We start from the raw sequence: 13,408 nt of genomic DNA, 5'->3' as shown, positions 1-13,408 counted from the left end.
ACTGCTGATGGTGTACGGGGGAGGACAGGGTGTTATCGAGCGACGGTGGCGCGACGGCGGGGCCGTCATGGGTGTTCGACGTCTTCGACATGGCACGGGAAGCTGCCGGCGCCGCGAACGAAGTGGCCGCCGAGCTCTCGTCGTTCACAAAGTTCCGGACCCGCGTCGACGAGCTGATCCGAGACCTGAAGGGTTCGGCCGCGGGCCCCGACAAGGTCGGCCAGGAGCAGCTCGTACGCCATCAACTCGGTGGCGGGGACGGGGCATGGGCGGAGGCGGCCGGACTCCACGGCGCGTACGAGACGGTGATCCGCGAACTGGAGGCCCTGTCCAAGCTCCTGTCCGACTCCATGGAAGGCATGGGCATCGCCGTGCTGGCCTCGCACAAGGGCTACCAGAACATCGACCTGGATGTCCGTGACCGGATGACGGCGATCAGCGCGGAGACGACGAAGCACTACGGCGGGAGCTACGACCCCGAGCAGGCGCGCACAGGCCAACGCGGCGTCGACAAGGGCAACAGCCCGTCCGGCGACGACGCCGGAGGCTCGATCTGATGCCGGCCACCGGACCCACGGGCGGCACGCCCTTCGAGGACATGAGCCACGAGCAGATGCTGGCATGGCTGGATCGGGCCAACTCCGGCACGGTGCAGGCAGCGGCCGACCGCCTGATCGCGGCGGCCAAGGAGATCCGCGCCATCGCCGAGGAACTCAAGGTCCGCCCGCAGTACGTGGAGTGGAAGGGCGAGGGCGCACAGGCCTTCCGCACCTGGACCGGCGACCTGGCCAACTCCACCCTCCGCCTGGGCGACTTCAGCGAGGACGCGGCGAAGTGGCTGGGCCAGGCGTCGGGGGCGATCGCCGTGGCGCAGGCTTCCATTCCGCGCGATACGCCGGGCGCGCGGGCCAACCTCGCGGCGGCGCAGTCCGCGCACAATGACCCGGACGCGGCGGCGGTCAGCGCCAAGTCCCGCAGCGAACTGGCCGCGCTGACGGCGGACCGGGAGAGGGTCCGCCTGGAGGCGGCCGCGCAGATGCGGAAGCTGGGGCAGACGTATCAGGTTTCGGCTGCGCAGATGGAGGGGTTGGAGCGGCCTCGGTTTCCGCCGCCGCCGGAGGCGTTTGTGCCGGATCCCAGCGCGGCGGTCCACACCGGCACATCTGAGGCCCGCTCCAGCGGCCCCTCGGCAGGGGCTTCCTCGTCGAGTGCCGTCTCATCCACAAACCTGGGCTCTGCCCGAGAGAGTTCCTCCGGCACTCCCGACCCGCGGCATCCCTCAGGCGCAGCATCACCGGAACGCCATCCGCAGCTGAACGTGGATCAGCCCACACGGATGGGCATCGACTCCGTCGACACTCTGCCTCCGCGTACGCAACCCTCACCTGGTGTGCCGGGCGCCCTGCCCAGCCCCGACCAGTTGAAGGGCGGTGTCACGACGGGCACGGCTCCTCCGGCGTTCGGCCTCCCGGTCAACACCCCGGCACGGCAAGGGCGGACTCCTGGCATGGGCCGGATGCCCTTCCAGCCTGGGCAAGGGGCAACGGCGAATCCCGTACGCATGCCAGGTGGTGGCGGCGGAAGCGGCAACGGTGTCGTCGGGGGTCGCCCTGTGCCACAGTCCCCGGGCAAGTCAATGGGCATCCCGCGCGGCACCGTCGTAGGCGGCGAGGGCACGTCCGCGCGCGGACCGTTGGGGCCGACCGCCGGTTCGACGAATCCAGTCGGCCGTACGACAGGCCAGCAGGGCCAGACGCCTGGTCGTCGTCCCTCGGTCTCGAACGGCGGCGTCATCGGCGGCCGTCCACTCCCGAACGACGGTGCGGGTAGCGCCCGTCCCCAGCAGCCGGGACGTGCGGGAGCGGCAGTGCCCAGACCTGGCAACCCAGGCACCGCGACGAGTCCCGGCACAGCGGGCCGCGGTGTCGTAGGCGGCACGTCCAGCGCGGGGCGCCCGGGCGGGAGTCAGGGTGTCGGCGGATCTGGTGCTTCCCAGCAGACTTCGGCGAACAGAACGCGCAACGGCAACGGCAATGGGCGACCACATGGCGTGGTCGAGGATGAGGAGACCTGGCGTCAGGGCATCCGCCCCGCTATGCCGCCTGTCATCGACTGACGTATCCGGGATCGAAGAGAGCGAAGTTCATGCGTACCAGTGGCACTCGACACAGGGCCCACCGCGCGACGGTCACGGCGGTCCTCGGCCTGCTACTGGTGGGCACCGCAGGCACGCCGGCCAGCGCGGAGTCCACCCGCGAGAAGCAGTGGTTCCTCGACGCCATGAAGGCCGAGCAGATGTGGCAGACCAGCACCGGCAAGGGCATCACTGTCGCCGTCCTCGACACCGGCGTGGACCCCAGCAATCCCGACCTTAAGGGGCGCATTCTGCCGGGCAGGGACTTCGCCGAAGACCAGCCCGGAGACGAGCACACCGACTACGAGGGCCACGGCACGGGCATGGCCGGCCTGATCGCCGGAACCGGCGGGTACAACGGCGGCAACGGCGCCTTCGGACTCGCCCCCGGTGCCAAGATCCTTCCGATCCGTCTGCCTAAGAGCGGCACGGCCGCCAACTTGGCCGAGGGAAACAAGGCCTTCAACGCAGCGCTCGCGCCGGCGATCCGCTACGCCGCTGATGAGGGCGCCGAGATCATCAACGTCTCGCAGGCCATTTCAGAAGGCTCACCGCAAGTGACCGCAGCGGTTGAATACGCTCTCGAAAAGGGATCGTTGATCTTTGCCGGCGTGGGAAACGACGGGGATCAGGCCAATCAGGTCATGTATCCCGCAGCAACATCAGGCGTCGTAGGCGTCGCAGCGGTGGGCAAGGACCTACGCAGAACCGCCGAGTCCGAGTACGGCCCGCAGGTCGACATGGCCGCACCCGGCGAGGACATGGTCGCCGCCTGCGGGAGCGAAACCGGCCTTTGCCGCACTCACGGCACCAGCGATTCCACGGCCCTGGCCTCCGCCAGCGCCGCCCTGATCTGGTCCGCGCACCCGACCTGGACCAACAACCAGGTCCTCCGCGTCCTGCTCAACACCATCGGCGCCCCGACAGACGGCAAGAAGCGCAACGACGCCATCGGCTACGGCATCGTCCGGCCCCGGATCGCCTTGCAGAACCCGGGCGATCCGGGCAAGGCCGATGTGTACCCGCTCCCGGACTTGGCAGCCGCGGCAGCGGCATCTCCCTCTCCCCGTGGCTCCGCTTCGGAGTCGGAGGACACTTCGGCTTCGGACACGGCCAAGGCAAAGAGCGAGGACAACAACACCGCACTCTGGGCGGTATTGGGGGCGGTCGGCGTAGCGGTGCTGGTGGGAACACTCGCTGTCTTTGTTCTCGTACGCAGGCGTTCGACCGCACCGCAGCATGCGGTCCCGGCTCAGCAGCCGACCCACCCGGGAGGCCCGTATCCGTACCCGGTCCAGTCGGCCCGACCGCCCTACCCGGTGGACGCGCAGCATCCGACCCACCCGAACCCCATCGCGCAAACGCCACAGACATGGCATGACACGGGTGCACAGCCACAGCCCCAACAAGATCCAGGCACTCATCAGTAATTTCGCGTCATGTGAATGCAATGTCGTGCGGGCGGCACGAGTGTGAAGTACTGATGAGAGGTGACGCTTGAGCAATCAGGCTGTCACCGCCCTTGATGATTTTAAGACGTTGGTAAGAACCCCGCGATCAGTCCTGACGGGCTGACGCGGCACAGGGATCGCGGGAGGGCACGGGGGATGGCCTGGGACGAGTGGGAGCAGCTCAAGGCCGATTCGGCCCAGAGAAGCTCGACACACATGCAGCTCAACCAGCTTGCCGCGGATGGCGGCGGAGGCGGGGGCAGCAGCAGCAATCTGGTGGTGAACCAGGACGACCTCGGCGCCGTCGGGCATGAGGCGCACACCCTCTTTGAGGACCTCCGCACAGGAACGGACATCGCTGGCCTGCACACAAACGGTGCCGGCTTCACGATGCAAGCCGCCACCTCGCTGAAGTCACACGGCTTCGAGATCGGCGGAGCCCTGGAGTTGACGGTCGAGGTATGGACCTCCCAGGCCAAGACAGTCCTCCAGGCGTGCGCGCACATCTCCAACCACCTCGACTACAGCAAGAAGCAGCACGCACACGACGACGACAAGATCGCGGCCCAGGTCCGGCACCGAGACGGCTCCGCGGCATCCGTGTCCGAACTCAGCAAGTACTTCAAGTAGGAGCAGACCCGTGGCCCTCACCTACATGGACTTGATCGAGGTCGACCTCGGCAAGCTCGGCACGGCCGTCTCCGACTGGAAGGACAAGGTCGGCAAGCTCAAGACCGCGGCGGACAACGCCCGAGAGGGCATGAAAGCCAAGTCGGACAAGGCCCGATGGGCCGGCGTGAACGCCACAGTGACGCGCGACTTCGTCAATAAGACGACGAAGGAGATCGCCGACCTCCACACCGAGGCGAACAGCATCTACCACGTGCTCGACGACGCCCACCGCGAGCTGGTGGCGCTGCAGCGCAAGGTGAAGACCCTGAAGGACGAGGCTGGCAAGAAGGGGTTCACCATCCACGACAACGGTGACTGCACGGTCACCGTCTCCCTGTACATCCCGCCCGGCACGCCGCCGGATAAGGAAGACGACTCGGACGCCCGGCAGCGCTACGCCGACGAAATCAGTGCGAGCCTCGGCCGTGCCAACGATATCGACCAGTCGGTGAAGTTGGCGCTCAAGCTCAGCCACGGCAGCGATCCCAACAACGCCGGCCATAGCTCGTACGACTCGCTGAACGACGCCCAGGTCGACCGTGCCCTCGAACTCGCCAAAAGGGGCGAGCACATGACCAATGGCGAACTCGCCGAGTTCAACCGGCTGGTGAAGTTCAATGGCCAGGACAAGGACGGCGAGTTCGCGACTGAGTTCTACAAGGGACTGGGCGACCCGAAGAAGGCCCTTGAGTTCTACGGAACCATGGCCCTCGATGGCACGGCGGGCGACGACAAGTCCCGGCTCGCGCTGACGAGGGACCTGCAGAAGAGCATGGGAATGACCCTGGCCGTCGCTACCGACCCAGACACCAGGACACACTTGCCCGGCAGTTGGGGTGATGAGTTCCGCAAGCTCGGTGCCGAGCGGTTGAACATCCCGCGCGCAGGGCTCACCCAACCGTACGGCTATCAGGTTCTAGGCGGTCTCCTGCGCTACGGCGACTACGACACCCGGTTCCTCAAGCCCATCGCGGAGCATGTCGTTCAGATGCACCACACGGAACCCAACCTCTTTGCACTGGCCAGGCCCTCAACGGGAGGAGTGGACCTCGACTACGGCTACAACCCTTCGGGACGGGTCGGCGCCGGGTACGACCCGCTGACCAGCGTTCTCGAAGCACTGGGGCACAGCCCGGAGGCGTCCAAGGCGTTCTTCTCGGACGACGACCCGACCGTCTACAACACCGACGGGACGGAGAGCAAGAACAAGGACGCCTTACTCGGTTACACGTACTTCGACGAGCTGACCGGCAAGGACTTCCACTGGCCGACAGACAGCCTTGGCGTCGTCAGCAAGGCCCACGGCGTAGACGCACTGGGGCACGCGCTGGAGGCCGCGACACTCGGGCACGCCTGGGACGACACGACCCCTACGCTGGCCCGCGACGAGCACTCGGCCAAGATCATGGAGCAGGTCGTCCACAGGTACGGCAGCGATCCCAAGTTCACCAAGGAACAGGAAATCCTGTCGGACAGCCTCGGCCGGATGGGGGCGGGCTACATCGACGACCTGAATTGGGGACTCGACGAGAACCGCAAGGGCAGTACCTTCGCACCCACTTCGGGGGCCGACGAGCATGCCAGGTTCGGGCAGAGCGACACCATCAGTTTCCTCAGCACCATCGGACAACATCCGGACGCGTACGCCGATGTCTCCACCGCCGGGCAGGTGTACACCACCAGCGTGCTGGAGGGGCAGGTGAGTGCTGACGGCTCCATCAGCGAGGGTCCTGCGCGCGACGCGACTCGTAGTGGCGCCCAGATCCAGGGGATCCTGGACCAGGCTCGAGCGGACCAGCTCAAGGCCGAGGGGGTCGCGGCGGACAAGGAGTACAACGAGGCACTCGAGAAACGCAACGGCTGGGTCGAGTTCGGAACCGGCGCGGCCGTCGCGGCCGGTGTGGCCTTCTTGCCTGAGGTAGCCGCAGTAGGTGTCGTGGCCACGGCAATCCCAGTGCTGACTGACACGGGACAGGGCATGTTGGAGCAGCAGATCGGCAATGTCATCGGAGACTGGACCGAGGCGAAGCAGCAGGACAGCAGCGATGACGTCCAGGGGCAGGCCAGGAACATCTTCACTGCTGGCAGGGAGAACTCCGAGGCTCCGGCCAGGAATTTCATGGCCAACCATCACATCCAGGACAACTCCGTCTTCGGACAGGACCTGGAAGATGCGTGGACTGGCGGCTACAACGACGGCACCAACCGAGAGGACCAGCAGGGGCAGTTGCCCCAAACCGGAGAATGAACGTACTGAGAAGCAACCCCACACGTCGACTTGCTGTGATGACAGCTGCTGTCGTCATTCTGACGTTCCCCGTCGCGGCCTGCGACAGCCAGGAACAGGCGAAGGAGCCGAAGGCGGAGGCCACCCCGTCGACGCTGTGCGGAGTGCAGCTCTCCGCGGGAGCAAGGAAAGCGCTGCTGAATCTGGTCGGGGGCAAGGAGCTCGATTCAAACGGGTCCAAGGAAAGCCTTTCCGACACCGCTCGGGCACTGGCCTCCGGCTATCACGAGAACGGGGCCGACGACTACGAGGAGTACGACCTCTGCACGGCCTTCGGTTCCGCGACCACCGCCGGTGCCGACCTATCCTTCTACCTTTCAGAAAAGGTACCAACGTCGATTTCTCCGAAGTTCACCCAGTACGACATGGGTGAATTGACTCTCTCCAGGCCGTCGCACGCGGCCCTGTACATGAAATGCTCCAGCGACAAATTCCGTTCGAGTAGCAAGCCCATATTGATCGAAGGGAAGCTGACCAACGCTCAGGCTCCCCCGGGTGACGCAGAAAAGGTACGGGAAGAGAACCTGAACGTACTACATGCGGTCACCCTCGCGATGGCCAAGCAGCTCGGTTGCGAGCGTGACGCCGACTTGCCGCAGCAGTTCAGTTCGCCGCCAAAGCTGACCGAAGACTGACCGGCATTATCTTGCTTGGAATTTGGCCAGCTTCCTCATTTCCAGCACAGCATTCTGATTCGCTGCACAAGAGAGCATCTCTCAGTGCCGTCGCGGCCATTGCCGTACCGGTCCTGGTGAAGTCGGGCGGCGAGGCGTTCAACGCCGCCTATGGCAACCACGCCATTCACCATCTAGAGGACAACGAGTTCAAGAACGACCCGGAGGCCCTGCAAGCAGTACAGGGTCATGAGGGCGGTCGGTGAGCGCGGAGCTTGGGTGCCCGTCTCCAATTATGCCGACGCCATCGGCATAACCCAGCAGGAGAAGGACGTACTCAACCGAGAGATTGAAGGTTCGTACAGGGATGGGAAGGACGCCATCTCAGACGCGGAGAAGGTGTCACAGTGAGGTGTAGTAATAGGGCTGTTGCAGCCCTGGGTATTGTCGTCTCTGCTGCCATGCTTTCCGCCTGCTCCGGAGACGAGGAAGCCAGTCGGGACAGGAGCGACGCTCCGAAGGGCTGGAGCGTGTGCAATGATCTATTCGGCTCCAGCAGGATCGATGCACTGCAGGACGAGTTGGGCAGTGGCACCTTGACGGTCCTGAACGAGCTCACGCCTTTAGATGAGTTGATGTCCAACCGGGCAAGCATTGCAAAATCCTGGGAGCCCGGTAGCGAGGTGCACTACTCGAACACGAGCCAACCTTGTGACCTAGGTATCGACGGAACAGGCAAGAGATTCAATTCCTATGTGAGCTGGTCCGTTGATTCAGCGAGGGACATTAGTTCCGGTGATGACTCAGGTGGTGATTGGCATTCCTTGGGGAACGTCAAACGCGAGGACGGGGGCCTGCACCTGACCGCAGTGATCCCGTGCAAGGTCAAGGGATCCCAAGAGGCCCAGGAGTCGGAACTGCCCCTGGAAGTGGAGACCGAAGTCAAGAACGTCCCCGACTTCGACACCAAGCTCCTGAGCGAGATGACCGCCAAGCTCGCAGGCAAGTTGGCGGACGGTCTCCCGTGCGCCAATAACCCTGCCATACCGAGTAAAGTCTGATCTATTGGCACACCTTGGGTACCGACCGGTGGCAGCGTGCGGGACACCTTGCGCATCAGCGCTGGGTGGTTCCGTGCAGTTGAGGAGCAACAGGCTTCAACTGATACGGATGCCGGAGCTGGCTTTCAGACCATCGATGAATACGGCGAACGTATCGGTACCTACGGTGAATCCGCCCCGCCCCAGGGTTTTGGAGTCGCGTATCCCCACCCGTGTCACAGCATGGGCTATCTCCAGGCACTCGTTGTCTGCCGCGCTGTAGCTGCTCTTGAACCAATCTCCTGCTGTGAGTTGGTGTGCGGCCGGCGTCTCGTTCATCGGGTGAGCTCCTGTTTGACTGCGGCTAGCAACTCAAGGCTGACCGACGTGTCGGCCGCTTGTGACCGCAGGTAGTCAAACACGTCTGCAGGTTCGCCGCTCATGACGTCTGAGAAGCTCAGAGAGCTACGCCCGGTCGGCCCCGAACTCATAGGCCACTTCCCAGCGAACGTCCGGAACGACGATGTCCGCGGTCTCTACAGGCCGCCCATCGGTGTCGTAGTACGTTCGCTCGATCTCAATCACCAAGTCCCCCACGCTGATGCCCAGCAGGTTGGCCTGGGCCTGGGTTGCCCTGGCGGGGCGCGGTACTTCCACCGCGGTCTCGACCTGCACGCCGATGGAGTGCATACGCTCGACCACTCCCGTGCCGGCCAGGGGCCCCATTTCGGGGAGCACGACCGGTGTTCCGTCCGTGATGGCCATCGGCTCCCAGGACTCGGACAGTTGGACCGGGCGCCCGTCTGCCAGGAACTCGTATCGGGTGGTCACGCAGAGATCCCCCGGTTTGATGGCGAGCCGCTCCGCGATGGATTCCGGGGCGGGAACCCGGGCCTGACTGTGCGATTCCCAGGTCCCGGCCTGACCCCGCTCCTTCATGTCGGCGCGGAAAGGGGACCCTCCTCGGCGTTCGCGGTGTCGTGAGCGGACCATGCGCATCCGCTCGCGCGGCTTGCGGACATACGTGCCCGATCCCGCGCGTCCCTCGAGGAGCCCCTCGATGATGAGGCGGTCCATGGCTCGCTGCGTGACGTTGCGTCCGACGCCGTACTCCTCGGCGAGCTGCGCCCGCGAGGGGAGGCGGAAGCCGACCTCCCACTCTCCCCCGAGGATCCGGGCGCGCAGTGAGTCGGCTACTTCGAGGTACGGCGCCTCTCGGGGCATGGACGGCTCTCCGATTCCTCCGCGTTGCGGTGGGTCTCTCCAATGACATTGACAAGCTACTGCATCAGGTAGAAGCTACTGAAGTAGAAACACTCTCCGCATTCACTGCGTCACAGGAGGCTTCTTCGTGTGTTCTGCGAAGTCACGAGCGGTCGCACTGGCCGCCCAACTCACTGCTCTGGCAGGGAGCGCGGCGCACACCGAGGAGTTCTCCGACCGGATCCGCGTCCGGATCACGCTTCCCCCACACCTCCCCGATGGCCGGCGCCGCGCGCTCCTCACCGCGCTCGCCGGCGCCGACCGATACGGCCACGACGTGACGGCGGATCACTCGGTCATCTGGGTCGAGGTCAAGGTCGACGACGACGGTGAGAGCGGAGTGGCGCAGGACCCGACAACGGCTCGCCCAGATCGGAGTTGACCACATGGCCCATGCGATCGCTCGCACACTGGACCGCGTCCGAACCCTCTTCGCTCCATGGGGGAAACTCCGTGTCCAAGCGCTGCCGTCGCATCCCGACCCGTGGAGATGGGCCACGGCAAGCATCGACCGTGCGGCTCCGCTCTCTGATCAGTCGCAGGCAGAGAGCGCCCCCACCGCCCACGAGCGCGAGGAGAAGGCCCGTCTCCAGAGGTTGCGCCGTGACACCCTCTGGTGGGCCACGTATGGCGTCGACCTCGATACCCGGGACATCCACGCCTGTCTGGGGGCGGCGTCATGAACGGCGACGCGAGCCACGTACGGCTCCTGCCCTGGACCGGCGTCCACGGGAAGCCCTGTCTGCTCGTCACCGACGGGGACGGGGCCGTCTCACGGCTCGCCGACCGGATCGAGGGCGTACAGCTCGGGTTGGCGGAGCGGCTGTTGGTGCGGGCGCGGGAGATGGTCGCGACGCCAGAGCTGTCGGGCGGTGAACTGAGCGCGCTGGCAGTCCAGTTGGTTGATGCCCTGCACGATGCGCTGCTCATCGCCGGGTGCCGGAGCGCTCGTCTCGAGAGGACGGAGCAGTCAGGAGTGCGCCGGGTGGACGGGACAACAGGGCCTGTTCCCAGCGGTGTCGAGGCGCCGGTCTTCGCCCTGCTCACCCTCCCAGGTCCCGACCGCGCCTCCGCCGGCATCGCCCGACGCCATGTGCGCGACACCGCGCGGTCGTGGGAGCTGCCTGCGCGTGTGACGGACGACCTGGAGACGATCGCCGGAGAGCTCGTCGCCAACGCCCTGGAGCACAGCGGGAGTCACGCCATCACGGTCACCTGCGCCCTCTCCGCCCGGTCGGCCACGATCAGCGTGACGGACCAAGGCGGCGGGGGCCGTATGCCCGTGGCCCCCACCGAACCGTCCCGCCCGGACCAGGAGCACGGACGCGGTCTGCTGATCACCGACGCGCTGGCCGACCGATGGGGAACGCGACGGGCGGGCGGCGAGCTGACGGTATGGGCCGAGGTCAGCCTCACGTCCCTCGAGTGATCCCCGACATCGCCTGGCAACTCCTCCCGCTGGAGCTGAGGTTCGGGTCCGGGCAGACCTGTCGGCGGTGCCTGGGCCCGGGCCGGAGTCTTCGTGCGGTTGCGCCGGATCCTGCTCGCCGAGCTCAACCTGATCGCGTTACGAGCTCATGGAAAAGGGTTTGAGCGAGGCGGCGCCCCGCTGCTAATTTCGTGGTGGACCGTTAAGTCGTCGTATGGAGGTGAGTCCCGTGAACACAGTTACCCATGGGTGCTCCCTCAACCCGTCACGGTCCGGCGGCTGACAATCGGTGTCGCCAGGAGCGCCTGAGATCGAGGCACTCCTGAAGGAGACTCCGATGAATACGAAGCCTTTCACATCTGGCCTGAGCGAGAACGCGGTGATGATCACGCGCGTCGCGGACAGGCAATGGCATGCACTCGATGACGACCTGGTGGTCGGCCGCGGGCATGCGCAGCACCGGCCCGACGGGCGCTTGTTCGTCAGCATCGACGCCTGGCACGACGCCGCTTTCGGCCTGCTCGCCGAGGCGATGCTTTCGGACCTGCCGGCACCGCTGTACACGGTGGTCGACGAAGCCGACGTAGAGCTGACGGCCGGCTGGCGACGGGCCGGTTTCACGATCCGGCGCCGCGAGTGGGAGTACGTCGTGCCGACCGACCCGCGGGTCACAGGGCTCGAAAGTGTCCTGCCGCCTTCGGGCGTGACGATCGTGCCCGCCGGTCGGGCGGACGAGAGTCTGCTGCGGGCGGTGGACCGCGCGATCCGTGACGAAGTCGAGGCGACCGTCGGGTGGCAGTCGATGCCCGCGGAGGTAATTCCCCGCCTCGAAGGCGACACCATCGTCGACCCGTCGAAGTACGCGGTGGCCGCGGCGCCGGACCGCTACCTGGGTCTGATCCGGGTGGTGACGGTGATCCGGCCGCGCGTCGGGCTGGTCGCGGTCCGGGCCGGCGAGCAGCGCCGCGGCATCGCGCGGGCGCTGCTCGCCCACGCGCTGGGGACGCTGCACCGCTCCGGGTTCGCCGCGGCCTGGACCGAGGTCCACGAGTCCAACCAAGCCGCCTCGGCGCTGTTCGAGGGCATCGGCGCCCGGCCGATGAGCAGCAACCTGGAGCTGGTGCGATGACGAAGAACAAGAACGTCATCGAAGTCGAGGGCAAGGTCGTCGAGTGCCTGCGCAGCGCCATGTTCACCGTGGAGCTCGAGAACGGCCACCAGGTGCTCGCGCACATCAGCGGAAAGATCCGCAAGAACTACATCAAGATCGTGCTGGAAGACCGGGTGCTGGTGGAGCTCCCGCCGTACGACCTGACGCGCGGCCGGATCGTGTTCCGGTACCGGAACTAGGGCCTGTCGGCGGTCGGCACCTTCCGCGGTAGCTGATCCTGGGCCCCGGTCACCTGCGTGGTCTTGAATACCCGCGCAGGTGACCACCTACGGCGTCTCCACGGTCGTCAGCCACAGCTTCACGTAGCGCTCCACGTCGACGCCCAACGCCACGTCCACCAGGGGCTGTTCGCGGAAGCCCTCGTGGATCTCGGACTCGCCGGGGCGTGGGCGGCGGTCGACAATGGTCTGGCCGCGGGCGGGGCCGGGGGCCAGGTTCACCTCGACCGGCAGCGGTTCGGTGGTGATGCCCTGCGGGTCGACGACCGCGCAGACCGCGCCCGCGTCACCGAGGCCGCCCATGGGGGTGGGGTCGCCGGAGGTGGCCGGGTCACGGTGGGCGAGGAGTTCGCCGGCCAGCCGGAGCCGGGGTTCCGAACTGGCGCGCAGCCGCTGGACGTCGGCGGCCGGGACGAGGACCTGCTTGAACACGTCGAGGCCGTACATCGTGATCGGTACCCCGGCGGTGAGCAGGACCGCCGCCGCCTCCGGGTCGTGCCACACGTTGAACTCCGCGACCGGCGTGGCGTTCCCGGTGGCGACCGCGCCGCCCATGAACACGATCCGCTCGATGTTGCGCACCACCTCGGGGTGGGTGCGCAACAGGAGGGCGATGTTCGTCAGGGGCGCGGTGGGGATGAGCGTGACCGGGCGCGGGCATGCGAGGATCTCGCGGCGCAGCAGTGTCACCGCGTCGACGTCCACCGGGACCCGGGTCGGCGCGGGCAGCCCCAGGTCGCCCATCCCGTCCTCTCCGTGCACATGCCGAGCCGTGCGGACGGGCTCGATCAGCGGGCGTTCGGCGCCCCGGGCGACCGGTATCCCGGGCGCACCCGCCTGCTCCAGCACGGTCAGGGTGTTGCGGACGACCCCGTCCACGTCGGTGTTCCCGGCCACACAGGTCACCGCCCGCAGGTCGAGCGCGGGGTGCCGTACGGCGAACAGCAGGGCCAGGGCGTCGTCGACACCGGTGTCGCAGTCGATGATCACCGGGATGGGCTGACCGGTCACGGCTGGGGTCCTCTCGCCACGGGCTGGGAAACCGACCTTACGCAGCCGACACTACGTAGCCGACATTACGTAGCCGACCCACCGTGGTCGACCCACCGTGGTCGACCCACCGTGGTCG

General features: G+C 66.5%; 14 protein-coding genes. 11 read left to right on the top strand and 3 right to left on the bottom strand.

Translation table 11 applies throughout. The annotated features are described in order from the left end of the window. Positions 1 to 29 precede the first annotated feature (29 nt). The 7 genes from AB0H86_RS04855 (at position 30) to AB0H86_RS04825 (ending at position 8,219) form a co-directional block, all read left to right on the top strand. A complete protein-coding gene (locus AB0H86_RS04855) occupies positions 30 to 557 on the top strand; it encodes a hypothetical protein (protein ID WP_362432986.1) in 528 nt (175 codons plus the stop codon). Beyond that, entirely contained in the window at positions 557 to 2,116 is a 1,560-nt protein-coding gene (locus AB0H86_RS04850) for a translation initiation factor IF-2 (protein WP_362432983.1), read from the top strand. Before AB0H86_RS04855 ends, AB0H86_RS04850 begins: the two co-directional genes overlap by 1 nt. Before the next feature lie 98 nt (positions 2,117 to 2,214). After that, positions 2,215 to 3,564 (top strand): type VII secretion-associated serine protease mycosin, encoded by a 1,350-nt coding sequence (mycP, locus tag AB0H86_RS04845; protein WP_362432981.1) that lies wholly within the window; start codon positions 2,215 to 2,217, stop codon positions 3,562 to 3,564. A gap of 177 nt (positions 3,565 to 3,741) precedes the next feature. Further along, entirely contained in the window at positions 3,742 to 4,215 is a 474-nt protein-coding gene (locus tag AB0H86_RS04840) for a hypothetical protein (RefSeq protein ID WP_362432978.1), read from the top strand. Between the two features lie 10 nt (positions 4,216 to 4,225). Then, complete coding sequence (locus tag AB0H86_RS04835) at positions 4,226 to 6,505, top strand: DUF6571 family protein (RefSeq protein ID WP_362432977.1); 2,280 nt, start codon at positions 4,226 to 4,228, stop codon at positions 6,503 to 6,505. A 38-nt stretch (positions 6,506 to 6,543) separates the two neighbouring features. Continuing rightward, a complete protein-coding gene (locus AB0H86_RS04830) occupies positions 6,544 to 7,179 on the top strand; it encodes a hypothetical protein (RefSeq protein WP_362432975.1) in 636 nt (211 codons plus the stop codon). A 386-nt stretch (positions 7,180 to 7,565) separates the two neighbouring features. Further along, positions 7,566 to 8,219, top strand: a complete 654-nt coding sequence (locus AB0H86_RS04825; protein ID WP_362432973.1) for a hypothetical protein — start codon at positions 7,566 to 7,568, stop codon at positions 8,217 to 8,219. A gap of 96 nt (positions 8,220 to 8,315) precedes the next feature. Here the strand turns inward: AB0H86_RS04825 and AB0H86_RS04820 are convergent, their stop codons facing one another. Both AB0H86_RS04820 and AB0H86_RS04815 read right to left on the bottom strand, forming a co-directional pair. Beyond that, positions 8,316 to 8,537 (bottom strand): DUF397 domain-containing protein, encoded by a 222-nt coding sequence (locus AB0H86_RS04820; protein ID WP_362432970.1) that lies wholly within the window; start codon positions 8,535 to 8,537, stop codon positions 8,316 to 8,318. A gap of 126 nt (positions 8,538 to 8,663) precedes the next feature. Further along, positions 8,664 to 9,422, bottom strand: coding sequence for a GntR family transcriptional regulator (locus AB0H86_RS04815; RefSeq protein ID WP_362432967.1), 759 nt, complete (start codon positions 9,420 to 9,422; stop codon positions 8,664 to 8,666). A 127-nt stretch (positions 9,423 to 9,549) separates the two neighbouring features. Between AB0H86_RS04815 and AB0H86_RS04810 the strand changes: the two genes are divergently transcribed. The 4 genes from AB0H86_RS04810 to infA all read left to right on the top strand — a co-directional run bounded on the left by AB0H86_RS04810 (position 9,550) and on the right by infA (position 12,240). Continuing rightward, positions 9,550 to 9,843 (top strand): hypothetical protein, encoded by a 294-nt coding sequence (locus tag AB0H86_RS04810; RefSeq protein WP_362432964.1) that lies wholly within the window; start codon positions 9,550 to 9,552, stop codon positions 9,841 to 9,843. Positions 9,844 to 10,140: 297 nt separating this feature from the next. Continuing rightward, positions 10,141 to 10,890: an ATP-binding protein gene (locus AB0H86_RS04805; protein WP_362432962.1), complete on the top strand. Its 750-nt coding sequence runs from the start codon at positions 10,141 to 10,143 to the stop codon at positions 10,888 to 10,890. 337 nt (positions 10,891 to 11,227) lie between these two features. After that, positions 11,228 to 12,019, top strand: coding sequence for a GNAT family N-acetyltransferase (locus tag AB0H86_RS04800; protein WP_362432960.1), 792 nt, complete (start codon positions 11,228 to 11,230; stop codon positions 12,017 to 12,019). Beyond that, positions 12,016 to 12,240 carry a translation initiation factor IF-1 gene (gene infA, locus AB0H86_RS04795; RefSeq protein ID WP_093909198.1) on the top strand — a complete coding sequence of 75 codons (225 nt, stop codon included), beginning with the start codon at positions 12,016 to 12,018 and terminating at the stop codon, positions 12,238 to 12,240. The genes AB0H86_RS04800 and infA overlap by 4 nt, the downstream gene beginning before the upstream one ends. Positions 12,241 to 12,327: 87 nt before the next feature. On the opposite strand, the gene AB0H86_RS04790 is transcribed toward infA, so the two are convergent. After that, on the bottom strand, positions 12,328 to 13,290 hold the full coding sequence (locus tag AB0H86_RS04790; RefSeq protein ID WP_362432957.1) for a nucleoside hydrolase: 963 nt from the start codon (positions 13,288 to 13,290) through the stop codon (positions 12,328 to 12,330). Positions 13,291 to 13,408 lie beyond the last annotated feature (118 nt).

The sequence above is a fragment of the Streptomyces sp. NPDC050997 genome, assembly GCF_040660135.1.
GTDB lineage: Bacteria > Actinomycetota > Actinomycetes > Streptomycetales > Streptomycetaceae > Streptomyces.
The sequence above is the reverse complement of the archived record's forward strand: the minus strand, read 5'-3'. Positions and strand labels throughout refer to the sequence as shown.